This is a genomic window from Amycolatopsis sp. CA-211722, assembly GCF_056828465.1.
Genome location: NZ_CP184752.1, coordinates 317,332 through 340,585 on the forward strand (window position 1 = coordinate 317,332; position 23,254 = coordinate 340,585).

Annotated in this window: 21 protein-coding genes; 12 read left to right on the forward strand and 9 right to left on the reverse strand. The window is 69.0% G+C overall.

The features are described from left to right. Positions 1–59 precede the first annotated feature (59 nt). The 8 genes from mutM to rsmD all read right to left on the reverse strand — a co-directional run bounded on the left by mutM (position 60) and on the right by rsmD (position 5,671). Entirely contained in the window at positions 60–920 is an 861-nt protein-coding gene (mutM, locus tag ACOCEP_RS01505) for a bifunctional DNA-formamidopyrimidine glycosylase/DNA-(apurinic or apyrimidinic site) lyase (protein WP_482335383.1), read from the reverse strand. Positions 921–1,096: 176 nt separating this feature from the next. Further along, entirely contained in the window at positions 1,097–1,843 is a 747-nt protein-coding gene (gene rnc / locus ACOCEP_RS01510) for a ribonuclease III (RefSeq protein ID WP_482335384.1), read from the reverse strand. A 15-nt stretch (positions 1,844–1,858) separates the two neighbouring features. Further along, positions 1,859–2,041 carry a 50S ribosomal protein L32 gene (gene rpmF / locus ACOCEP_RS01515; RefSeq protein ID WP_005160412.1) on the reverse strand — a complete coding sequence of 61 codons (183 nt, stop codon included), beginning with the start codon at positions 2,039–2,041 and terminating at the stop codon, positions 1,859–1,861. Positions 2,042–2,113: 72 nt separating this feature from the next. Continuing rightward, entirely contained in the window at positions 2,114–2,731 is a 618-nt protein-coding gene (locus ACOCEP_RS01520; protein ID WP_482335385.1) for a YceD family protein, read from the reverse strand. A gap of 128 nt (positions 2,732–2,859) precedes the next feature. Then, positions 2,860–3,585, reverse strand: a complete 726-nt coding sequence (locus ACOCEP_RS01525; RefSeq protein WP_038522693.1) for a DivIVA domain-containing protein — start codon at positions 3,583–3,585, stop codon at positions 2,860–2,862. Between the two features lie 204 nt (positions 3,586–3,789). Beyond that, a complete protein-coding gene (locus tag ACOCEP_RS01530) occupies positions 3,790–4,482 on the reverse strand; it encodes a ribonuclease domain-containing protein (protein ID WP_482335386.1) in 693 nt (230 codons plus the stop codon). 99 nt (positions 4,483–4,581) lie between these two features. Then, positions 4,582–5,064: a pantetheine-phosphate adenylyltransferase gene (coaD, locus tag ACOCEP_RS01535; RefSeq protein ID WP_126733550.1), complete on the reverse strand. Its 483-nt coding sequence runs from the start codon at positions 5,062–5,064 to the stop codon at positions 4,582–4,584. A 52-nt stretch (positions 5,065–5,116) separates the two neighbouring features. Next, a complete protein-coding gene (gene rsmD, locus ACOCEP_RS01540) occupies positions 5,117–5,671 on the reverse strand; it encodes a 16S rRNA (guanine(966)-N(2))-methyltransferase RsmD (protein ID WP_482335387.1) in 555 nt (184 codons plus the stop codon). A gap of 122 nt (positions 5,672–5,793) precedes the next feature. On the opposite strand from rsmD, the gene ACOCEP_RS01545 reads away from it, so the two are divergent. After that, complete coding sequence (locus tag ACOCEP_RS01545; RefSeq protein ID WP_482335388.1) at positions 5,794–7,908, forward strand: HelD family protein; 2,115 nt, start codon at positions 5,794–5,796, stop codon at positions 7,906–7,908. Between the two features lie 473 nt (positions 7,909–8,381). On the opposite strand, the gene ACOCEP_RS01550 is transcribed toward ACOCEP_RS01545, so the two are convergent. After that, the gene (locus tag ACOCEP_RS01550; RefSeq protein ID WP_482335389.1) at positions 8,382–12,197 is read right to left on the reverse strand and encodes an nSTAND1 domain-containing NTPase; all 3,816 of its coding nucleotides are present in this window, start codon (positions 12,195–12,197) and stop codon (positions 8,382–8,384) included. Between the two features lie 164 nt (positions 12,198–12,361). On the opposite strand from ACOCEP_RS01550, the gene ACOCEP_RS01555 reads away from it, so the two are divergent. From ACOCEP_RS01555 to ACOCEP_RS01605, 11 genes are all read left to right on the forward strand, one after another. Next, positions 12,362–13,357, forward strand: coding sequence for an LLM class flavin-dependent oxidoreductase (locus ACOCEP_RS01555; RefSeq protein WP_482335390.1), 996 nt, complete (start codon positions 12,362–12,364; stop codon positions 13,355–13,357). A 647-nt stretch (positions 13,358–14,004) separates the two neighbouring features. Next, complete coding sequence (locus ACOCEP_RS01560; RefSeq protein WP_020630757.1) at positions 14,005–14,799, forward strand: MlaE family ABC transporter permease; 795 nt, start codon at positions 14,005–14,007, stop codon at positions 14,797–14,799. Continuing rightward, on the forward strand, positions 14,799–15,650 hold the full coding sequence (locus ACOCEP_RS01565; RefSeq protein WP_482335391.1) for an MlaE family ABC transporter permease: 852 nt from the start codon (positions 14,799–14,801) through the stop codon (positions 15,648–15,650). Before ACOCEP_RS01560 ends, ACOCEP_RS01565 begins: the two co-directional genes overlap by 1 nt. Then, positions 15,647–16,912 carry an MCE family protein gene (locus ACOCEP_RS01570; protein WP_482335392.1) on the forward strand — a complete coding sequence of 422 codons (1,266 nt, stop codon included), beginning with the start codon at positions 15,647–15,649 and terminating at the stop codon, positions 16,910–16,912. The genes ACOCEP_RS01565 and ACOCEP_RS01570 overlap by 4 nt, the downstream gene beginning before the upstream one ends. Beyond that, positions 16,909–17,916, forward strand: coding sequence for an MCE family protein (locus ACOCEP_RS01575; RefSeq protein WP_482335393.1), 1,008 nt, complete (start codon positions 16,909–16,911; stop codon positions 17,914–17,916). Before ACOCEP_RS01570 ends, ACOCEP_RS01575 begins: the two co-directional genes overlap by 4 nt. Continuing rightward, the gene (locus tag ACOCEP_RS01580) at positions 17,913–18,902 is read left to right on the forward strand and encodes an MCE family protein (protein ID WP_482335394.1); all 990 of its coding nucleotides are present in this window, start codon (positions 17,913–17,915) and stop codon (positions 18,900–18,902) included. Before ACOCEP_RS01575 ends, ACOCEP_RS01580 begins: the two co-directional genes overlap by 4 nt. Beyond that, positions 18,899–19,891 carry an MCE family protein gene (locus tag ACOCEP_RS01585; RefSeq protein ID WP_482335395.1) on the forward strand — a complete coding sequence of 331 codons (993 nt, stop codon included), beginning with the start codon at positions 18,899–18,901 and terminating at the stop codon, positions 19,889–19,891. Before ACOCEP_RS01580 ends, ACOCEP_RS01585 begins: the two co-directional genes overlap by 4 nt. Then, positions 19,891–20,946, forward strand: a complete 1,056-nt coding sequence (locus ACOCEP_RS01590) for an MCE family protein (RefSeq protein ID WP_482335396.1) — start codon at positions 19,891–19,893, stop codon at positions 20,944–20,946. Before ACOCEP_RS01585 ends, ACOCEP_RS01590 begins: the two co-directional genes overlap by 1 nt. Further along, positions 20,946–22,139, forward strand: a complete 1,194-nt coding sequence (locus ACOCEP_RS01595; protein WP_482335397.1) for an MCE family protein — start codon at positions 20,946–20,948, stop codon at positions 22,137–22,139. The genes ACOCEP_RS01590 and ACOCEP_RS01595 overlap by 1 nt, the downstream gene beginning before the upstream one ends. Continuing rightward, the gene (locus tag ACOCEP_RS01600) at positions 22,124–22,627 is read left to right on the forward strand and encodes a hypothetical protein (RefSeq protein WP_482335398.1); all 504 of its coding nucleotides are present in this window, start codon (positions 22,124–22,126) and stop codon (positions 22,625–22,627) included. Before ACOCEP_RS01595 ends, ACOCEP_RS01600 begins: the two co-directional genes overlap by 16 nt. Continuing rightward, positions 22,624–23,235: a hypothetical protein gene (locus ACOCEP_RS01605; protein ID WP_482335399.1), complete on the forward strand. Its 612-nt coding sequence runs from the start codon at positions 22,624–22,626 to the stop codon at positions 23,233–23,235. The genes ACOCEP_RS01600 and ACOCEP_RS01605 overlap by 4 nt, the downstream gene beginning before the upstream one ends. Positions 23,236–23,254 lie beyond the last annotated feature (19 nt).

Consider the following 23,254-nt stretch of genomic DNA (forward strand, 5'->3'; position numbering starts at 1 on the left):
CTACGTGTCGTGCCCGTTCATGCTAGTTGACGCGACGCCCGTGTCGTACACGACAGTTTTCACCTCGCGCGCGGCTTCGGCTGGCACCGCGGGCAGGAGAACGACGACCGGTTCATGAAGGGGTCCCGCCGGATGGCCGTCCCGCACCGGCCGCAGGGCAGCCCTTCCTGGCCGTAGGCGTCGAGCGACCTGTCGAAGTAGCCGGACTCGCCGTTGATGTTGACGTACAGCGCGTCGAACGACGTCCCTCCGGCGACCAGCGCCTCGGCCATCACGTCGCTGGCGGCGGTGAGCACGGTGCGCCCGTGGGCGGCGGTGAGCCTGTCGGTCGGGCGGGCCCAGTGGAGCTTGGACCGCCAGAGCGCCTCGTCGGCGTAGATGTTGCCGATCCCGGAGACGAGGGTCTGGTCGAGCAGGGCGCGTTTCAGCTCGGTCCGCCTCGATCGCAGCGCGCGGACGGCCTGGTCGAGGTCGAACCGCGGATCCATCGGGTCGCGGGCGATATGCGCGATGGTGCCCGGCAACGCCGTCCCGTCGACCTCGGTGAGTTCCGCGAGCGCGAGCCCGCCGAAGGTCCGCTGATCGACGAAGCGCAGCTCTGGCCCATTGTCGGCGAAGCGGAATCGCACGCGAAGGTGCTTCTCGTCGGGCGCCTCCCCGGACTGGACGAGCATCTGGCCGCTCATGCCGAGATGCGCGAGCATGGCCTGGCCGTCGGAGAGCTCCAGCCACAGATACTTGCCACGGCGGCGGGCGGCGGTGATCTTCACCCCGGAAAGCCGTCCGCCGAAGTCCTCGGCGCCGAGTTCGTGGCGGCGGATCGCGCGGGCGTGGAGGACTTCGACCTCGGTGATCGTCCGGCCGGAGACATGCGCCTCGAGCCCGGCACGGACCACCTCGACCTCGGGGAGTTCGGGCATGCCGCCGATTCTCCCACCGGCCCTCGCGAGCGGTGAGGACGGTTACGCCGTGGTGGCTGAAGGGGACTTTCCCCGCATGCCATGCGACAAAAACGTCCTTCACCCCGTCGGACGCGGTGAAGGACGCTTTCAGCCCACTGGTTCGCGCGTCGACGAGCCGACCAGCTGAGGAGGTCTCAGGTCGTCTTCGGCGGCTGTTCGATGTCGAGTTCGGCCGAAAGCTGACGCCAGGCCGTCTCGGCGGCCTTCTGCTCGGCTTCCTTCTTGGTCGTTCCCGAGCCGTAGCCGAGTTCACGCCCGCCGACGAGGACGGTGGCGGTGAACTCCTTGCGGTGATCCGGCCCGGTGTCCTCGACCTTGTACTCGGGCACGCCGAGCCCGGCCGACGCCGTCAGCTCCTGGAGGCTGGTCTTCCAGTCCAGGCCGGCTCCCCGCAGGGGCGCCTCGGCGAGCAGGTCGTCGAACAGGTGGTGCACGAGTTTGCGCGCGACGTCGATGCCGTGCTGCTGGTACGCGGCGCCGATGACGGCTTCGAGCCCGTCGGCGAGGATGCTCGCCTTGTCCCGGCCGCCGGTGAGCTCTTCGCCCTTGCCCAGCAACAGGTGCTTGCCCAGCCCGCCCTCACCGAGACCGCGCGCGACCCTGGCCAGCGCGTGCATGTTGACCACGCTGGCACGGAGCTTCGCGAGCTGTCCCTCGGCAAGTTCGGGATGGGTGTTGTAGAGGTGGTCGGTGACGACCAGGCCCAGCACCGCGTCCCCGAGGAACTCCAACCGCTCGTTCGGCGGCAACCCACCGTTCTCATAGGCATAAGAACGGTGGGTCAACGACAGCGTCAGCAGCTCGGGCTCGATCGTGATCCCGAGTGCTTCGAGCAGTGGTGCGGGGTCCGCGGGTGGTCCACCGGCAGATTTGCCCCCCATGTCGTCGGCTGCCGATCAGGCGGGCTCGACGACCTGGCGACCGTTGTGCTGGCCGCAGGCCGGGCACGCGATGTGCTGGAGCTTCGGCTGCTTGCAGGCGCGGTTGGAGCAGGGCACCAGCTGAACCGGAGCCGCCTTCCACTGGCTGCGGCGCGCGCGGGTGTTGGATCGCGACATCTTCCGCTTCGGGACGGCCACGAGTAGATCTCCTTCAGACGGTCTGCCCGCGGTCGCGAGCGAACTTGCTTCTCCGGAACGAGCTGGTGCTCGTCAGGCTTGCTTTCCGGGGCCATCGGCCTGGTCATCGCCCGTTTCGTCCTCGAAACGATCGACCAGCGCGGCCCACCGAGGGTCTATCTTCTCATGCCCGTGACCGGGCTCGAGATCGGCCCACTTGACACCGCATTCGGTGCACAGTCCGCGGCAGTCATCGGCGCACAGCGGAGCCAGCGGCAGCGCCAGCACCACGGCGTCGCGGACCGTCGGCTCCAGGTCGATCCTGTCGTCCACCAGGCGGGGGATCTCGTCCTCGTCGGTGGTCTCCTCGGTCGCGGAGCCGGGATAGGCGAAAAGCTCGGTCAGATCGACCTCGACGTCCTCGGTGATCGGGTCGAGGCACCGCGAGCAGTGCCCCGTCGCGACGGCGGACGCCGTGCCGCTGACGAGCACGCCCTCGACGACGGACTCGAGCAGGAGGTCGAGTTCGAGGGTGGAACCGGCGTCGATCGTGATGACGTCGGGCACCCCGAGCGCGGTCTCGACGGGGATCGAGCGTTGGACGGCCTTGCTCAGGCCGGCGTGACGGCCGAGCTCGCGGGTGTCGAGCACCCACGGGTTCCGGTCGTCGAGCTGCGCGGGCTTGGCCTGCGGCGACTTGTTCTCAGACATCGGTCACCAGGGTACGCAGGTACCGCCACTCACTTTTGGGCGGCCGGAACTCGGAAGTACGTGAAGGCCCCCTTCACTGCGCTAGACGCAATGAAGGGGGCCTTCACGTACTTGAGGTGCCCGAGCGATCAGCTCTGGTAGTCGTACAGCGACGTCCGGCTGTTGCCCGGCAGGTTGACCGGGGACCGCAGGTGGTTGCGCCCGGAGTCGACCGTCCGCAGCGTGGTGGCCAGCAGTTCGGAGAACTCCGCCAGCTTCCCGTCGACGTAGGCGTCGCAGTCGCCACGCTGCTTGTCGGCCTCGACGTGCGCCTCGTCGACGATGCGGGCCGCTTCGCCGTGCGCGGCCTGGACGACCTCGGTCTGGGCGACGAGCCGGGCCTGTTCGGCGCGGCCGTCCTCGATGGCGCGCTCGTAGGCGTCGCGACCGGCCTGGATCATCCGCTCCGATTCGGCGCGGGAGCGGTCGGTGAGGTTCTGGAACTCGGCCTGTCCGGCGGCGACCATGCGCTCGGCCTCGCCGTGCGCGTCGCTCATCATCTGCTCGGCGCGGGCCCGGGCGTCGGCGAGGATGCGCTCGGCCTCGGCCTGCGCGTCGGCGACCGTGCGGTCGGCCTCGGTGTTCGCCGTGGTGATCGTCTCCGCCGCTTCGGTGCGGGCGGTCTGGATCAGCTGATCACGCTTGTCCAGGACGTCCTGCGCGTCGTCGACCTCGCCCGGCAGGGCGTCACGGATGTCGTCGAGCAGTTCCAGGGTGTCGCCGCGCGGGACGACGCAACTGGAGGTCATCGGCACGCCGCGGGCTTCCTCCACGATGGTGACGAGCTCGTCGAGCGCCTCGAAAACCCGGTACACGGCCACTCCCTACCTACAGCGATCCCCACATTCCCTGAGCTCAGTTTGCCCTCATCGCCGCCGTAAGGGGTGAAAGCGCGCGGTACCGGGCGTGTCCCCGCCGGTACCGCGCGCCACCTGGCGCAGGTTGAGCCCGGGATCGGTGACCAGCCTGATCAGCTGGTCGTCGGTCGACGGGGAGGCACGAAACGGTGCACGGACGGATCAGCCGGCGAGGTTCACCAGCTTGAAGGTCGCGTAGCGGTCCGGCGTGTAGACGATCTCGCCGCCCTTGCCGGAGATCACGCGGTCGTTCGTGCCCACCGGGAACAGCTGGTAATAGCCGGCGGCGCACGACGGCAGCACCCCTTCGCGGTTCTGGTAGACCGTGCCGGTCGCGCCACCGCGGGCCTTGTCCACCACGGACTTCGCGGCCGAGGACAGCGTCGAGTAGCCGATCTTCGTCAGCTTCGAGGTGTCACCGCAGGACGGCGCCGGGGTGCCGTCGGCGTCGATCACGGAGAAGGTCTTGTAGTGGTCGGCGGTGTAGAAGTGCTCGCCGGCGTTACCGGTGACGATGCGGCGCGCACCGCGATCGGGCGATCCCGGCGTCGGGACCGTGTACTCGCGGTAGTAGCCCGAGGCGCACTTCGGGAGGATGTTCTCGCGGTTGGAGAAGACCGTGCCGTCCTTGTCCGGGTACGGGAACGGGCCACCCTTCTGGATGAGGTCGTAGGTCGTGGTGGCCTCGGCGGGCAGCGACGACAACGACACGTGCTTGAACCCGGTGAGATCCCCGCACGGGTTCTGCTGGATCGAGACGGGGGCGGCCGTGGCCTGCGCGGCACTCAGCCCGCCGAAGAAGCTGACAAGCAGAACGAGCAGCGCGGCGGCGATCCGCGATCGTTTGTTGGTCATTTTCGGACCGTAACCCGATCGTGTATTCACCAGAAGGCGTCGAGATGAACTCTTCATCGCCGCCCACCAGCGCCCGACCAACGGCTTCGGCCGTTCGGGTCAACCTCGGTCGGAGTACTTCTCCGAGAGGCGCTTGAACACTATCGGCGGCACCAGGTGCTCGATGTCGCCACCGAGCGCGGTGACCTCCTTGACCAGCGAGCTCGACACGAACCCGTACGCCGGGTTGTTCGCCATCAGCAGGGTTTCGAGCCCGGTCAGCTCGCGGTTCATCTGCGCCATCTGGAGCTCGTAGTCGAAGTCGCTGACCGACCGCAGCCCCTTCGCGACGGCGATGATGTCGTTCTCGCGGCAGTAGTCGACCAGGAGTCCTTGCCACGAGTCGACGCGCACGTTCGGCAGCTTCGCGGTGATCTCGCGGAGCATGTCCATCCGCTCCTCCGTGGTGAACAGGCCCTTCTTGCTCTTGTTCACCCCCACCGCGACGACGACCTCGTCGAACAGCTTCGCCGCCCGCTCGATGATGTCGAGATGTCCATTGGTGGCCGGGTCGTAGGACCCGGGACAGACCGCACGCCGCATGGCGCGGACGCTACCAAGGAGAGTGGCCCCTTGCGCGTTCATCAGGGTTGCGTCACACCTGATATTCGGCCCAGTAGAGCGCCGTGTCGCCGTAGCGCTTCGTCCGCATCGGCTCGAAGCCCGGCGGCCAGTCCGGCTCGCCGTCCCGCGCGGCCCGCTCGATCACCACCAGCGCCCCGTCCGTGATCCACCGATTGGCCGCGAGAGCGGCCATGACCTCCCCCAGGCGGGTGGAATCCACAGCGTAGGGCGGGTCGGCGAGGACGATGTCGAACGTTTCCGCCGCCGGAGCGGCCACGACGGACTCGACGGCCCCTGCCCGGACCGCGCCGCCGAGCCCCAGCGCGGCGACGTTCCCCTTGAGCACTTCGACCGCGCGCCGGTCCGACTCGACGAACAACGCGCCGGCCGCGCCGCGGGACAACGCCTCCAGCCCGAGCGCGCCCGAACCGGCGTAAAGGTCGAGGACCTGGGCCCCCTGCAGCTCGCCGGCGACCTCGAGCGCGTTGAACAGCGCTTCGCGTACGCGTTCCGACGTCGGCCGGGTGCCCTTCGGCGGGACCTTCAGCCGCCTGCCGCCCGCGGTCCCCGCCACGATCCTGGTCATGGGTGCATCGTGCCTCAACGACTTCCATCGTGACGTTGGCCGGGACTTGGTGAAGCCGCCGCTCAGCTCGCGTAGAGTCGTCCTTCGCCCTCGGAGGCGATAGAAGCGTTTAGGAGCGTTGCGTGTCCGAACCTCGGGTCAGACGGGCCGAGATCGCCATCGAGCAAGCCCATGTGGACACCGTCTACACCCGGCTCGCCGAGCTGCGAGCCCAGGCTGAGGCCATGCGTACCAAGGGCTACGAGATCGGCCATGGCGCCGGGCGGGAAGCCATCTTCGAGCAGGCGTCCATGCTGTTCGAGCGGGACATGATGGTCTTCCACGCCAATCAGACGCTGCAGACCCTCGACGCGGAGTACGAGGGCCTGGTCTTCGGCAGGCTCGACCATCTCGACAACGACCACATCTACGTGGGCCGCCTCGGCATCCGCGACGCCGAGTTCGACAACCTCGTCACCGACTGGCGCGCGCCCGCGGCCGCGGCGTTCTACCAGGCGACGGCCGAAGAGCCGATGGACGTCGTCCGGCGCCGGGTGATCCGGTGCTCCGGCCAGAACGTGCTCGACGTCGACGACGACGTCCTGATCGCCGACGCGGTCCCCGACGGGATGCAGATCGTCGGCGAAGGCGCGCTGATGGCCGCGCTCGGCCGGTCGCGTGGCGAGAAGATGCGGGACATCGTCGCCACCATCCAGAAGGAGCAGGACGAGGTCATCCGGGCGCCGTGGCGCGGGGTCACGGAGATCACCGGCGGCCCCGGCACCGGCAAGACCGCGGTCGCGCTGCACCGCGCGGCGTACCTGCTCTACCGCCACCGGCGCCAGCTCGGCGGCGCGGGCGTGCTGGTGATCGGCCCGTCCGGCGTGTTCACCAGCTACATCTCGCGGGTGCTGCCGTCGATGGGCGAGACGAACGTCGAGCTGCGCGCGCTCGGCGAGGTCCTCGACGGCCTCGAAGCGACCCGGCAGGACCCGGCTCCCTTGGCGGCGATCAAGGGTTCGCTGCGGATGCGGAAGATCCTGCTGCGCGCGCTGCGGGACACCCCGGAAGACGCGCCCGAGGACATGAAGATCGTCTACCGCGGCGAGGTGCTGCGGCTCAACGCGCGCGAGCTCGACAAGGTGCGCCGCAAGGTGCACACCGCGGGCGGACCGCCGAACCGGTCACGGATCCGCGCCGCCGAACTGCTGCTCGACGCGCTCGCCGCGAAGGCCGAGCAGCACGCGAAGGACGACGGCCGTCAGATCGACAAGGCCGAGCTGATCACCGAACTCGGTGAGCGCATCGAGTTCCACCGGTTCCTCGTGACCTGGTGGCCGATCCTGTACCCGGCGCAGATCCTGCGCTGGCTCGGCAGCGAGAAGCGGCTCGCCTCCGCGGCGAAGGGCCTGCTCAACCGCGGCGAGATCAGCATGCTCGCGGCCGACTTCGCCGATCGCTCGCGCGGCTGGACCATCGCGGACGTCGCGCTCCTCGACGAGCTGCGTGTCCTGATCGGCCCACCGCCGAAGAGCCGCCGGACCCGCCAGAACGTCGAGGTCAACCCGGAGCGCGGCGGCGCCCCGACCCGGCCCGAGCACTACGACGAGTACTCGCACGTGGTCGTCGACGAGTCGCAGGACCTCTCGCCGATGCAGTGGCGGATGGTCGGGCGGCGCGGCAAGTACGCGAGCTGGACCGTGGTCGGCGACCCGGTGCAGAGTTCGTGGCCGGATCCGGCGGAGGCCGCGATGGCGCGGGACCAGGCCTTCGGGCTCAAGACGACGCGGCGCCGGTTCACCCTGCGCACCAACTACCGGAACTCGGCGGAGATCTTCGATCTGGCCGCGAAGGTCGTCGCCGGGCACGCGGAGGCCGACGAGCTTCCGCGCGCGGTGCGGCAGACCGGCATCACGCCGGAGGTCCGGCCCGTCGAAGCCGCCGGGCTGGAGGCGGCGACGCAGGCCGAAGTGAAGGAGATGCTGGGGGTCGTCGAAGGCACCGTCGGCGTGATCACCGCCATGGACCGGGTGCCCGAGGTCGAAGGCTGGCTCGACGGGCTTTCGGACGAGCGGCTCAAGGTCGTCGGCAGCCTCGACTCCAAGGGCCTCGAGTACGACGCCGTCGTCCTGGTCGAGCCGAACGACCTCATCACGGAGTCGACCACCGGCCGCCGGGTGCTGTACGTCGCGCTGACCCGCGCGACCCAGCAGCTGACCGTCCTGGCCTCGAACCCGGACTGGATCCCGGCCGCCTGATCACGCGTGTCGTCCGTCCAGTCACGCGTGTCGTCCATCTGATCACGCAAGTTACGCCTCCAATCACGCGAGTTACGCCTTCAATCACGTGAGTTCGGAGTTCGGTCACGCGAGTTCGGCGGTCCGGGGCGGACGACTCGCGTGATCGGGGGCGTAACTCGCGTGATTGAGCGCGCGACTCGCGTGATCGGGGGCGTCACTCGCGTGATCGAGCGCGCGACTCGCGTGATCGGGGGCGTCACTCGCGGTGCTTGCGCGTGCAAGTACCGCATCCAGAGGACTAAACGCGTGCGAAAAAGCTGAAGGGCTCCTTCAGGACACTGGTGAATGCCCTGAAGGAGCCCTTCAGACCCCCGGTGAGTGAACGATGTGGGGACGCATCGCACGTCCAGGGGTATTTCTAGCGCCTCTTCGTTGTTCGGTGTCACGCCGAAGCCACCGAACAACAACGCCGAACAACGAATCGGCCGTGGTCACGGGCACGGAGGCGCGTAGTCGAGCCCCGGCAGGTGTTGTTCCCACTCCTCCGCCGTGATCCGCGGGTAGACCGTCGCGCAGATGCGTTCGGCGGCCCGTTCGGGGCTGGTCTCCCACAACCGCACGCTGCCGTCCGCGACCGAGCCCGCGAGGGTGTGCCCGTCGGGGGCGAACGTCACGGCGTTGACCCGGTCCACGTCGTCGGTCAGGTTCGCCGATTGGCGGACGGATCCCGGATCGGAGACGTCCCATAGTCGCACGGACCGGTCGTAGCTGCCGGTCGAGAAGGTCTTCCCGTCCCCGCTGAACGCGACCGAGATGACATTGTCGGTGTGCCCGGCCAGCAGCGCCGCCTCGCGCGGGGCCGCCGGATCCGTCACGTCCCAGAGCCTGCCGGTGCGATCCGCGCTGCCGGTGGCGGCGAGTCGGCCGTCCGGGCTGAAGGCGACCGAGAACACCGTGTCGGAGTGTCCTTTCAGGACCGAAAGGGGCTTCGGCGTCTTCGCCATCGAGACGTCCCACAGCCGGGCGGTGTGGTCCCATCCGCCGCTGAGCAGGGTTCGGCCGTCCGGGCTGAACGCGATCGAATGGACGTCGTCCTCGTGTCCGGTCAGCGTCGCGAGTTCGACGGGCCGGCGGACGTCGGAGACGTCCCACAGCTTCACCGTGTGCCCGGAACCCGCCGTCGCGAGTGTCCGGCCGTCCGGGCTGAACGCGACGGGGTCGATCTCCTCCGCCGGCCGGTAGAAGACGCCCAGGTCGACCGGTCGGCGCGGATCGCCGACGTCGATCAGCCGCATGGTGTGGTCCCAGGAGCCGGCGGCGAGCGTCCGCCCGTCCGGGCTGAAGGCGAGACCGCAGACGCCCTGGCCGAAGCCCGCGACCTTGCCCACCTCACGCGGGTTCCGGGTGTCGGAGACGTCGACCAGGCGCACCACGCCGTCTTGGCTGCCGGTGGCCAGCAGCTTCCCGTCGGAGCTGAACACCGCCCGGCAGGCCGGCCTCGCCGGACCGCTGATCGCGGGGCCGGGCAGATCCCACATCCGCACCGTCTGGTCGTCGCTCGCGGTCACGAGCGTGCGGCCGTCCGGCGAGAACACCGCCCAGACCACGGCCGCGGTATGCCCGACGAGCGCCGGTTTCTCGCGCGGCTTCGCCGGATCGGTGACGTCCCACAGCCGTGCGGCGCGGTCGAAACCGGTCGTGGCCAGCGTCGTCCCGTCCGGACTGAACGCCACGGACCGCACGATGGACTTGTGCGCGGCCGTCGTCCCCAGCGGTGACGGCGCCATCGGATCGGTGACGTTCCACAGGCGCGCGGTCTGGTCGATGCTCGCGGTGGCGAGCGTCCGGCCGTCCGGGCTGAACGTCGCGGAGTGGATGCCGGCGGTGTGGCCGTTCACCACGCCGAGAGGCCTGGCCTGAAGCGGGTCGGCGACGTCCCACAGCCGCGCGGTCTTGTCGGCGCCGGTCGAGACGAGCGTCCGCCCGTCGGGGGCGTAGGCGAGGCCGTTGACGTTGCCGGTGTGCCCGGGGAGGGTGGCCGCGAGCACGGGTTTCGCGGGATCGCGGACGTCGAACAGGCGCACCGTGCCGTCGCCGTCCGCGGTGGCGAGCACCGCCGCCTTCGGGCTGAACGCCACCGCGTTGACCCGGCTCGGATGCTCCCCGGCCAGTACGCCCGGCCCGGGTTTCGCCGGATCGGCGACGTTCCAGAGCCGCGCCGTCTTGTCCCAGCCCGCCGTCGCGACCGTGGCGCCGTCGGCACTGAACGACACCGAGTTGACGTTGCCGGTGTGCCCGGTCAGCGTGGCCAGCTCGTTCGGGCGATGAGGGTCCTTGATGTCCCACAGCTTGGCCGTCCGGTCCCAGCTGCCGGTGACCATCACCTGGCCGTCGCCGCGCAGCGCGGTCGCGTTGACGCGGTGGCCGTGCCCGCGGACGCGGGTCGAGTACGGCGACTCGAACATCCCGAGCACGCTGCCGCGGGTGTCCACGCTGGGATCGACGCGGTACGCCGCCAGCGCGAGCTGCGCGGCCAGCGCGGGATTCGTCGTCCGCATCTCGATGGCCTGCCCGGCGACCTTCTGCGCGAGCGCGCTGTTGCGCTGGCTCGTCGCGGTCTGCTCGGCACGGACGGCGTACGCCATCGCGGCCGTCGCCAGCACCAGCAGCACGGCCAGGAGCGCGACCAGCTGACGCAGCCGCCGGGTGCGGCGCCGGGCGACGGCCTGCTCGTGGTTCTCGATCGCGACGCTCGCTTCGAGGAACCGGCGTTCACGCTGGGAAAGCGCGCCGTCGTGCTCCCCCGCCCACTCCCTGGCGATGGCCAGCCGCGCGCCGCGGTAGAGCCAGCCGTCGTCGCGGCCGACGGATTCCCACGCGTCGGTGGCCTCGGTGAGCTGGCGGTGCACGCGCAGGCCTTCACGATCCTCGGCGAGCCACTCGCGCAGGCGCGGCCAGCCCCTGATCAGCGCCTCGTGCGCGATCTCGATGCCGTTGTCGTCGAGGGTGACCAGCCGCGACGACGCGAGCCTGTCCAGCACGACGGCGACGTCCGGGTCGTCTGCGTCCACCTCGTCGCGGGTGATGCGGCGTTTGGTGTCCTCGGTACCTTCGCCGAGGGCGGTCATCCGCAGGAAGATCTGGTTCGCCAGCCGCTGCTGGTGGTCGGTCAACGCGGTGAAGGTGTGCTCGGAGGTCTGGGCGACCGACCGTTCGATCCCGCCGGTGGACTCGTAGCCGGTGAGGGTGAGCGTGTTGCCGTGGCGGCGGCGCCAGGTCTCCAGCAGCGCGTGCGAGAGCAGCGGGAGCACGCCTGGCTGCCCGGTCGCGTCGGCGACCAGCCGCGAGACCAGCGCGTTCTCGACGCGGTACCCGGCGTCGATCGCCGGCCGCGAGATGGCCTGCCGCAGCTCCTCGGTGCTCATCGGGCCGACGAGGATCTGCGCGTCCTGCATCGCCTCGACCAGCTCGGGATGCCGCGCGCAGTGGGTGTAGAAGTCGGTGCGGATGCCGAGGACGACCCTGGTCCGGCTCTCCGGCCCGGTCGTCGCGGTGACCAGCGCCGACAGGAAGGCCGCCCGTTCGCCGGCGTCCTGGCAGAGCGTGAAGACCTCTTCGAACTGGTCGACGACCAGCACGACGTCGCCCTCGCGGTCGGCGACCAGCTGACGCGCGGCCAGCCCGAGGTTGCGGGGATGGTCGGTGAACTCGGTGAGCAGCCCGCCGGGGGCGAGCCCGAGCGCGGCGCCGAACTGGACGGCGCACTCCTGCAGGGGGCGCGATCCCGGGGTCATCAAGAGGGTGACCGAGGTCTCGCCGACCACGGGGAGGAGACCCGCCCGGAGCAAGGACGACTTACCGGAACCCGAAGCCCCCAGAACGGCCAAGAATCGTTGGTTCGAAAGTCTCGAGACGAGTTTTCCGACAAGTCGTTCGCGACCGAAGAATCGGCTCGCGTCATCCGGCCCGAATGCGGCAAGGCCGATATAAGGGACCGATTCCCCATTCAGCGGGGCAACCGGTGAATCATCGACTCCGGGGCGCGTCCGCTCGGTCACGTCGTGCCATCGCGCCTCCCACTCGTCCTCGGGGCCGTCGCACGCCCGGACGTAGGCCAACGTGACCGCCAAGCTGGGCATCTTCTTCCCGCCGGCGGCCTCGGAGAGTGTGCCGGCGGAGTAATGGGCGCGCCTGCCCAGCTCCCGGTACGTCGGATTTCCGGCCTTCTCCCGCAGTCGCCGGAGATCGGCGGCGAACCCCAGCAACGGATCGTCCCCGGGGTCCAGCGGTCGTTCCGGACGCGGCACCCTTAATCCTTTCTTTTCAGTGGTTTTCCCACGCTCGCATTAGAGGGCAACCGTACCCTGGAAAGGGGGGAACCCCGCCGGGTATCGGGTACATCGAGTCGGTTAATTTCGATCGATCGACAGGGACGGGAAGGGATCGAGGGCCCACGGCGTTGTACGGACGCGTGACCTCTTTGCCTGACATCCCGCTGTCCGTGCTCGACCTCTCGCCCGTCGTGGCCGGAGGCGGTGTCGCGGATTCGCTGCGCAACACCCTCGACCTCGCGCGCCGGACCGAAGCCCTCGGCTACCACCGGTACTGGCTCGCCGAGCACCACAACATGCCCGGTATCGCGAGCTCCGCGACCGCCGTGATGATCGGCCAGGTCGCGGCCGCCACCGAACGCATCCGGGTCGGCTCCGGCGGGGTCATGCTGCCGAACCACGCGCCGCTGGTGGTGGCCGAGCAGTTCGGCACCCTGGAGGCGTTCCACCCCGGCCGGATCGACCTCGGCATCGGGCGCGCCCCGGGCACCGACCAGCGGACCGCGCTGGCGCTGCGCGGCCCCGGCGGGCTCACCGCGGAGAACTTCCCGCAGCAGTTCGCGGAGCTGCTGGCCTACTTCGAGCACTCCGACCAGCGCGCCGTCAACGCCGTGACCGCCGAAGGCAACAAGCCGCCGGTGTGGCTGCTCGGGTCGAGCGGTTTCAGCGCGCGGATGGCGGGCGAACTGGGCCTGCCGTTCTCGTTCGCGCACCACTTCAGCGCCGAGAACACGCTTCCCGCCGTGGCGCTCTACCGCGATTCCTTCAAACCGTCGGACGTCCTCGACGAGCCGTACGTGATGCTCGGCGTCTCCGTGGTGGCCGCCGAGACCGACGAGCGGGCGCAGTACCTCGCCGCCCCCAGCGGCCTGACGTTCCTCAGCCTGCGCAAGGGCCGCCCCATTCCGCTGCCGACGCCGGAGGAGGCCGCGGCCTACCCGTACACCGACATCGAGCGCGTGTTCATCGAGGACCGGGCAGCGAGCAGTGTCATCGGTTCACCCGAGACGGTCCACAAGGGACTCGAAACCCTGCTGGCGGACACGGGCGCGAACGAGCTGATGATCACGACGATGGTGCACGACCAGGCGGACCGGGTGCGGTCCTACGAGCTGGTCTCCGAACTGGCGCGCTGACGCCGGGCGGTCTCGCCTGCCCGCAGGTGCCATGAACGGTCCGTTCCTTGCGAATTTTGCAAGGAACGGACCGTTCATGGCATCCGAGGTCGCGCAGGACCGGAGGCGGCGGTGTGCGTGGCAGCACCGCGGCGCGTGTCATGAAAGGGTCGTTCAGGACGAAAGATGTCCTGAACGACCCTTTCATGACACATGACCGACCGGCGTCAGCGCCGATACCGGCGAGCCGGTCCCCGTTCCGTGAAGGCCTCCTTGAGGGTCCATCCATGCCCCCGCCGCCACCCTCAACGGAGACGCTGCGCGCCACAGCATGGATTCAAGTCCCTCAAGGAGGCCTTCACGGACTCGGCACCCAGCGAGCCCGCGCCCCGAACGGACCAACGCCCCACCGAACGCGAAAGAACGGACAAGGCCCGAGCCCGCCTTTGTCAGAAAAAGACAAGAATTCCCCGGTTACCAGGACGTGACGTCTTGATCACACCGAAGTTCTTGTCACCAGGCAGGCGCGTGATTAGCGTACCGACCAGTAGCAAACAGCACGGTAACACCCCGTTGATACTGTTCAACGATTCCGTTCCGCCATTCGGAGCAAAGGAATTGCGCAAGCTGGGGTGTATTCGCCGTGCCCGGAAAACGGGAGGGTCGGCGTGGGCGTCCGGACTAACGCACCCTCATTCCCCGGCGCGGGTGCGATCCGGGAGACCGGCAGGCTCTACTCACTCGGCCTCGACGTCGTCCGCCTGACCTTCCGGCGGCCGTTCCAGGCGCGCGAGCTGATCCAGCAGTTCTGGTTCATCGCGAGTGTTTCGATCCTGCCGACGGCACTGGTCGCGATCCCGTTCGGCGCGGTGATCGCGCTGCACATCGGTTCGCTGACCGCGCAGATTGGCGCGCAGTCCTTCACCGGCGCGGCCAGTGTGCTGGCGATCATCCAGCAGGCCAGCCCGATCGTGACCGCGTTGCTGATCGCGGGCGCCGGCGGCTCGGCGATGTGCGCGGACCTCGGGTCCCGCACGATCCGCGAGGAGATCGACGCGATGGAGGTGCTCGGGGTCTCTCCCATCCAGCGCCTGATCGTGCCGCGGGTACTCGCCGCGATGGGGGTCGCCGCATTCCTCAACGGAATGGTCAGCGTGGTCGGCGTCCTGGGTGGCTATTTCTTCAACGTCATCATGCAGAACGGGACACCGGGTGCGTATCTGGCCAGTTTCTCCGCGCTCGCGCAGCTTCCGGACCTCTGGATCAGCGAGATCAAGGCGGTCATCTTCGGTTTCGTCGCGGCGATCGTCGCCTCTTATCGCGGGCTCAATCCGAAAGGCGGACCGAAAGGCGTTGGTGACGCGGTGAACCAATCCGTGGTCATCACGTTCCTGCTCCTGTTCCTGTTGAACCTCGTGCTGACGACGCTTTACCTGCAGCTCGTCCCGGCGAAGGGCAGCTGATGGCCACGACGACACCCACCCGGACGACGCGGGTCCGCGAAGCCGTGGACCGCCGGTTCGGCTTCCTGGACACGCTCGGCGACCAGATCCTCTTCTTCCTCAAGGCACTCGCGTGGGTGCCGCGCGCGGTGCGCCGCTACCTCCGCGAGATCACCCGCCTGCTGGCCGAAGTCAGCTTCGGCAGCGGCGCGCTCGCGGTCATCGGCGGCACGATCGGCGTGATGATCGGGATGACCGTGTTCACCGGCACGGTCGTCGGGCTCCAGGGGTACTCGGCGCTCAACCAGGTCGGTACGTCGGCGTTCGCCGGATTCGTCTCCGCGTACTTCAACACCCGCGAGATCGCGCCGCTCGTGGCCGGGCTGGCGTTGTCGGCCACCGTCGGCTGCGGTTTCACCGCGCAGCTGGGCGCGATGCGCATCTCCGAGGAGATCGACGCGCTGGAAGTGATGGGCATCCCCAGCGTCCCGTACCTGGTGACCACCCGGATCATCGCGGGTTTCCTCGCGGTCATCCCGTTGTACGCGATCGGCCTGCTGACCTCGTATCTCGCGTCGCGCCAGATCACCGTCTGGTTCTACGGCCAGTCCGCGGGCACCTACGACCACTACTTCCTGCTGTTCCTGCCACCGGGTGACGTGCTCTGGTCCTTCGGCAAGGTGCTGGTGTTCAGCGTCGTGATCGTGCTCGCCCACTGCTACTACGGCTTCCGCGCGAGCGGCGGACCGGCGGGTGTCGGTGTCGCCGTCGGCCGCGGGGTGCGGACGGCGATCGTGGCGGTCAGCGTGCTGGACTTCTTCCTCAGCCTCGCGATCTGGGGCGCGACCACGACGGTGCAGGTGGCCGGATGAGCCGGCGCGGGTTGCGCAAAGCCGGGGTCAGGACGGCCGGGGTGCTGTTCCTCGTGGTGATGTCCGCCCTCGTGCTGCTGTCGATCAAGATCTACCGGAAGGATTTCGTCGACTCCGTGCCGGTGACGCTGCAGGCGGACCGCGTCGGCAACCAGTTGCGCCAGGGCGGGCAGGTCAAGGCCCGCGGCGTGGTGGTCGGTGAGATCCGTGACGTCCGCGCGACGCCGGGCGGCGCGGAGATCGATCTGGCCATGGAGCCGGGGAAGGTCTCGAAACTTCCCAAGAACGTGTCCGCGTTGCTCGTGCCGAAGACGCTGTTCGGTGAGCGGTACGTGCAACTGTCCATTCCGGACGGATCGAAGGCCGGACCCTTGAGCTCGGGCGACGTGATCACGCAGGACCGGTCGGCCAACGCGATCGAGCTGGAGCGGGTCTTCGACAACCTGTTGCCCCTGCTCAAGGCCGTGCAGCCGCAGAAGCTCGCGACCACGCTGACCACCGTCTCCACCGCGCTGGAGGGCCGCGGCGACCAGATCGGCGACACGCTCGCCACCGCGGCCGCTTATCTGAAGGACTTCAACCCGAACCTCCCGAAGCTGAACGACAACATCCGTGACCTCGCCACGGTTTCGAAGCTGTACGGCGACATCGCGCCCGATCTGCTCGACGCGCTGAGCGCCTCGGCCGTCACACTCGACACGGTCGAGGAGAAACGGGCGGAGCTGGCCTCGGTGTACCAGCAGGTGACGTCGTCCTCCCAGCAGGTCACGACGTTCCTCGCCAACAACCGCGCCAACATCATCGCGCTCGCCGCCGACAGCCGCGCACCGCTGGAGATCGGCGCGAAGTACTCGCCCAGTTTCGCCTGCACGCTGGACGCGATGGCCAAGCTGAAGCCGCAGATGGACAAGGCGCTGGGCGCCGGGACCGGCGAACCCGGCCTGCACGCGGAGATCACCGTCAGCCGGCCCCGGGGGAAGTACGTCCCCGGCAAGGACGATCCGGTCTACGACGCGACCGGTGAACCGCGCTGCTACCCGACGAACGGCCTGATGAGCCAAGGGATCGAGGCGACCGGTGAGCAGACCGCGGCGCTCCCGGGCGCGCAGGGCGACCTCGGCCTGGCGAACTCCCCACAGGAACGGGAACTGATCTCCACGCTCGTCGCGCCGGCCATGGGCGTTCCGACGGCCGAGGTGCCCGCCTGGGGCAGCGTGCTCGTCGGCCCGCTCTACCGGGGCACGGAGGTGACCCTGCGATGAGGAACTTCGTGAGCCCGCTGATCAAGGGGCTGATCTTCGTCGTCGTCACGACGCTGGCCACGGTGCTGCTGGCGGTGTCCATCACGAACACCGGCCTCGGTGACACGAAGACCTACAGCGCCAAGTTCCTCGACGCCACCTCGCTCAACGTCGGCGACGACGTCCGGATCTCCGGAGTCCGGGTCGGCCAGATCGAGGAGCTCGAGATCGCCGACCACAGCCTGGCCCGCGTCCGGTTCTCCCTCGACTCCCACCGCAGCCTGCCCGCCGACGTGACCGCGGTGGTCAAGTACCGCAACATGGTCGGCCAGCGCTACATCGCGCTCGAACGCGGCAAGGGCACCCGCGAGCTCCTGGAGCCCGGCGCGGAGATCCCGCTGGAGCGCACGACGCCCGCCCTGGATCTCACGGAACTGTTCAACGGCTTCAAACCGCTGTTCCAGGCGTTGTCGCCCCAGGACGTCAACCAGCTTTCCGGCGAGATCGTCCAGGTGCTGCAGGGCGAGGGCGGCACAGTGGAAAGCCTGCTGGCCCACACCGGTTCGCTGACCACCACGCTCGCCGGTCGCGACAAGGTGATCGGCGACGTGATCACGAATCTCGACACGGTGCTGAAGAGCATCAACGGCAAGGGCGACGCACTGTCCACTTTGGTCTCCACACTGAAGGAGCTGGTGGCCGGGCTCGCCGGTGACCGCACCGAGATCGGGGAGGCCGTCTCCGGGCTCGCGGATCTCACCACCGCCACGGCCGGGCTGCTCGACCAGGGCAGGAAACCGCTCAAGGACAGCATCGAGGGGCTCGGTCTGCTGGCCGGCCAGCTGACGACCGACGAGGGCAAGGCCGAAGTCGACCGCGTCCTGACCGTGCTCCCGGGGAAGCTGAACGACCTCGGCCGGATCGGCTCCTACGGCTCGTGGATGAACTTCTACCTGTGCTCGTCCGTCCTGCGGACCGAACCTCCGCGCGGGGTCCCGGCGACGGCGGAGAGGTGCACGTCGTGAAACCCTTCAAGGAGCGGAACCCGATCGTCGTCGGGCTCGTCGGCAGTGCCGTCGCGGCCGCCGTGCTGACCGCGACGCTCAACTACGAGAACCTGCCGATCATCGGCTCCGGGACCACCTACCAGGCCGAATTCTCCGAAGCGGCCGGGTTGCAGCAGGACGACGAAGTCCGCATCGCCGGGATCAAGGTCGGCGAGGTGAGCGACGTCCGGCTCGCCGAAGACCACGTGGTGGTGAGCTTCCGGGTCAAGGACGCGTGGATCGGCGACAAGACCGCCGCCGAGATCAAGATCAAGACCTTGCTGGGCCGGAAGTTCCTCGCCCTGCGCCCGACCGGCGAGACGGTGCAGAACCCGAAACAGGTCATCCCGCGCACCAGAACCGTGACCCCGTACGACGTCACCGAGGCGTTCAACGGGCTGGCCGACACCGCGGGCGCCATCGACACCGATCAGCTCGCGGAGAGCTTCACCACGCTGTCCGACACGTTCAAGAACTCGCCCGCGCACATCAAGAAAGCGCTCGAAGGGCTGACCTCGCTGTCGAAGACCGTGTCCTCCAGGGACAACGAACTCGCCAGCCTGCTGTCCAACGCGCACGGCCTCACCACGACGCTCGCGAACTCGAACGACGACTTCGCCAAACTCCTTTCGGACGGCAACCTGCTGCTGACCGAACTGGACAAGCGGCGGCAGGCGATCCACGACCTGCTGACCGGCTCGCAGGAGCTCGCCACCCAGCTTTCGGGTCTGGTGAAGGACAACAAGGACCAGCTCGGCGGCGCGCTCAGCCAGCTCGGAGAGGTGACCGACATCCTGCAGCGGCAGAACGACAATCTCGCCAAGAGCCTCGACCTCGCCGCGCCGTACTTCCGCGTGGTGAACAACTCGCTCGGCAACGGGCGCTGGGTGGACGGCTATCTGTGCGGCCTCATCCCGGAGAACCGGGATCCCTGCACCGCGCCGGTCCGGGGAGGTGGCCGGTGATCAGCAGATTCGTCACGCTCGCGCTCGTGCTCGCGCTGGCCGTCGTCGGCGGGCTCTGGTGGATCTTCTCCGGCAGCGGGCTCGACCGGGTGACGGTGTACTTCTCCCGCGCGGTCGGTGTCTACAGTGGATCGGACGTGCGCGTGCTCGGCGTCCGGGTCGGTCAGGTGGAATCGGTGAATCCGCGCGGGGAGCAGGTCGAGGTCGTGCTGACCGTCGACGGCGCGACGCCGATCGCCGCCGACACGAACGTCCTGGTCGTGGCGCCGAGTGTGGTGGCCGACCGCTACGTCCAGTTCACCAAGCTCACCCGCGCCGGGAACCGGCTCGACGACGGCGCGGTGATCCCGGTCGAGCGCACCGGAACGCCGGTGGAGCTCGACCAGCTCTACTCCAGCCTCGACACCCTCGCCAAGGCGCTCGGCCCCAACGGCGCGAACGCCGACGGCGCGCTTTCGGAGCTGCTGCGCACCGGCGCGAAGAACCTCCAGGGCAACGGCAAGCCGTTCAACGAGTCGGTGCGCAACTTCGCCGATCTCGCCAGGACCCTGTCCGGGAACTCGCAGAACCTGTTCGCCACCGTCGACGAGCTGCAGCGGTTCACTTCGATGCTGGCGACCAACGACCGGAACGTCGGCGAGGTCAACAAGCAGCTCGCCTCGGTGACCGGGACACTGGCCGCGAACAAGGACGAGCTCGCCCGCGCGCTCAACGGCCTCGGCGGCGCGCTGGCGGAGATCCAGCAGTTCATCAAGGACAACCGCGCGCTGATCAAGTCCAATGTGGACAAGCTGGCGGTGACGACCGGGACACTGGTCGACAAACGCGCCGCGCTGGCCGAGACCCTCGACACGATCCCGCTGGCGGTGACGAACGTGCTCGAAGCCGTCGACCCGAAGACCGGCAAGCTGCAAAGCCGCGGCAACATGCTCGAATACGCCCCGCTCCCGCTGCCCGTCGCCGGCGACACCTACACCGGGGGGCGCTGATGGCCACGAAACGGGCGATCGCCGCGCTCGCCGCGTGCTGCGTCGCGCTCACGGCCTGTTCCTCGGACTTCAAGGGCGTCTACGACCTGCCGCTCCCCGGCGGCGCGGACATCGGCGACCATCCGTACCGGGTGACCGTGCAGTTCGCCGACGTCCTCGACCTGGTGCCGCAGGCGGCGGTGAAGGTGGGCGACGTCCCGGTCGGCCGGGTCGAGACGATCAAGCTCGGCGAGGACGGCTGGACCGCCGAGACCGTCCTGGCGGTCAACGGCGACGTCCATCTGCCCGCCAACGCCATCGCGCGGCTGCGGCAGTCCAGCCTGCTCGGCGAGAAGTTCATCGAACTGGCCCCGAGCGCGGCGAAGGCCGAGGGCAGGCTGGGCGAGGGCGCGGTGATCCCGGTCGCGAGCACGAACCGCAACCCGGAGTTCGAGGAGATCTTCGGCGCGCTGTCCCTGCTGCTCAACGGCGGCGGTATCGGCCAGCTGCAGACCATCAACCGCGAGCTGTCGAAGGTGATGGACGGCAACGAGGAGGAGATCCGCTCGTTCCTGTCCACTGTGGAGCAGCTGGTGTCCAACCTGGACACGCACCGCTCCGACATCACCTCCGCCCTCGACGGGCTCAACCGGCTCTCGGCCACGCTGGCGAACCGGAAGAAGCAGGTCGAGGGCGCGCTCACCGATCTCACCCCCGGCCTCCAGAGCCTTTCCGACCAGCGCACGCAGCTCGTCTCGATGTTGCAGGCGCTGGACCGGCTCTCCGGGGTCGGCGTCGACGTGATCAAGAAGAGCCGGGCCGATCTCGTCGCGGATCTCACCGCGCTCGCGCCGATCCTCAAGCGGCTGGCCGATGCCGGGGAGGCCCTGCCCCAGTCGCTGGAGATCCTGCCGACGTTCCCGTTCACCGACGCCGTCCGCGACGGCATCAAGGGCGACTACCTGAACGTGTACGCCTCGGTCATCCCCGGGCCGGGTGTCGAACTCCCGCCTCCTGGTGAAGGGGTTCCGCCAGGGCTCCCGACCTTGCCGCTGCCGTCCTCCGGAGGTAGCTGATGCTCACCACCCGTGTCCGGATCCAGGTGATCGCGTTCGTCGTCCTCGCGCTGGCGACGACGGCGTTCGTCGGGGCGAACTACGCGGGACTCGGCCGGCTCTTCGGGGCGGGCGGGTACACCGTGAAGCTCTCGCTGACCGACGGCGGTGGCCTGTTCACCAACGGTGAGGTGACCTACCGGGGCGTCGCCGTCGGCCGGGTCGGCGAACTACGGCTCACCGACGGCGGCATGGAAGCGGATCTGCTGATCGACGACGACGCGCCGCCGATCCCCGTGAACTCGCGGGCGGTGGTGGCGAACCGGTCCGCGGTGGGCGAGCAGTTCGTCGACCTCCAGCCGCGGACCGGCGACGGGCCGTACCTCGCCGAAGGTTCGGTCATCCCGCGCGAGGCGACGGCCGTTCCGCTGCCGGTGCAGCATCTGCTGACCGACCTCGACTCGCTGACCGCGTCCGTGCCGACCGAGGATCTGCGGACGGTGGTCGACGAACTCGACAACGCCCTGCGCGGCTCCGGCGCGAACCTGCAGGTGCTGCTGGACTCCACCACCGACTTCACGAAGCAGGCGGCGAATCACCTGCCGCAGACGGAGAAGCTGATCACCGACGGCTCGACCGTGCTGAAGACCCAGGTCGACTCGTCACAGGCGTGGCGGCAGTTCAGCGGCAACGCCAAGCAGTTCGCCGAGCAGCTGTCCCGCTCGGACGGTGACCTCCGGCGGCTGATCGCGACCGCGCCCGACGCGGCGACCCAGCTCTCCGGGCTCCTGCGGGACAACGAGCCGGGCCTGCCGATCCTGCTGGCCAACCTGCTCACCACGGCACAGGTGTTCTCCGCGCGCACCGACGGCCTCCGGCAACTGCTGATCAACACCCCGAAGGCGGTGTCCGCGGTCGACGCCGCCGTCGACGGGGGTTCCGTGCGCACCGAGCTGGTGCTGACCTTCTTCGACCCGATGCCGTGCACGAAGGGCTACGAGGCCACGGAGATCCGCAGCAGCGCGGAACTGGCGCCGCTGCCGTTCAAGACCGGTGTCGCGTGCACGCTCGACAAGGGCAACGCGAGTTCGGTCCGGGGCTCGCAGAACGCGCCGAAGGGCGGCGTCCCGCCCGCCGCGATCCCCGGCGGTTTCGGCGCCGACGGCCAGCCGACGTCCACCAGCCTCGAGGAGATGTTGTGGCTGCGCAACTGAAGATCGCGATCGCCGTGTTCGCCGCGGCCTGCGCGTTCGCGGGATGGGCCGGGTACACCTGGGTCACCGCGACGGGTTCCGACGCCGTGGCCTACGGGAACTCGCGCGACGAAGCCCTGAAGTCCGGCCGCGAACTCGTCGCCCGGCTCACCAGCCTCGACCACCACCGCGTCGACCAGGGCATCGCCGACTGGCTCGCCGCGTCCACCGGCCCGCTGCGCGAGCAGCTGGGCAAGGCCGACGACGCGACGAAACGGACGCTCACCAAGGACGCGACCGTCTCGACGGGCAAGGTGCTCGACGCGGCGATCAGCGAACTGGACGATCACGCGGGAACGGCCAAGATGCTGGCGTCGGTGGAGATCACGATGGCGAAGGAGGGCGCGGCGCCGACGACGAAGCGCAACCGGTTCGCCGCCGGGCTGACCAGGACCGGCGAGGGCTGGAAGCTCAGCGCGCTCGACCAGCTGCCGGTGGGTGCGCGATGACCGCCACGGCCGACGCCTCCGTCGAACCCGAACCCGAAGCCGGCACCGAACCCGAAGCCGCCGTTCCCGAAACCGAAGCCGAGGTGGTCGCCGAGAAGCCGTCGCGCCGTCCGAAGCTGCCGCTGATCCTGCTGGTCGCGGCGGCGGTGCTGGTCGCGGCCGGGGTGTGGTTCACGCTGGAGGCGAGGTCGCTCTCGGCGGCGCCGTCGGCGGCGAACACCGCGCTCACCGACGTCGGCGCGACGGCCGAGGTGAACTCCGCGGTGACCGTGGCGCTCGACAAGATCTTCTCCTATTCCTACGACCGGACCGACGCCACCGAAAAGGCGGCCGCGTCGGTGCTCAGAGGCAAGGCGCTGGAGTCGTACAACCAGTTGTTCGCGCAAGTCCGGGAAAAGGCACCGGCGCAGAAACTCGTCCTCACCACGCGCGTCTCCTCATCCGCCGTTCAGGAACTCGGCGACGGTAAAGCGAGGCTGCTGGTATTCCTCGATCAAGCGGCCACCCGGGCCGACAACAATTCTTCGACAACGGCCGCGGCCCAGCTTTCGATCACCGCGGAGCGCGAAGGCGATAACTGGGTCATCACCGATCTCGTCCCCAGGTGACCCGCTTTGTAAACCAGGA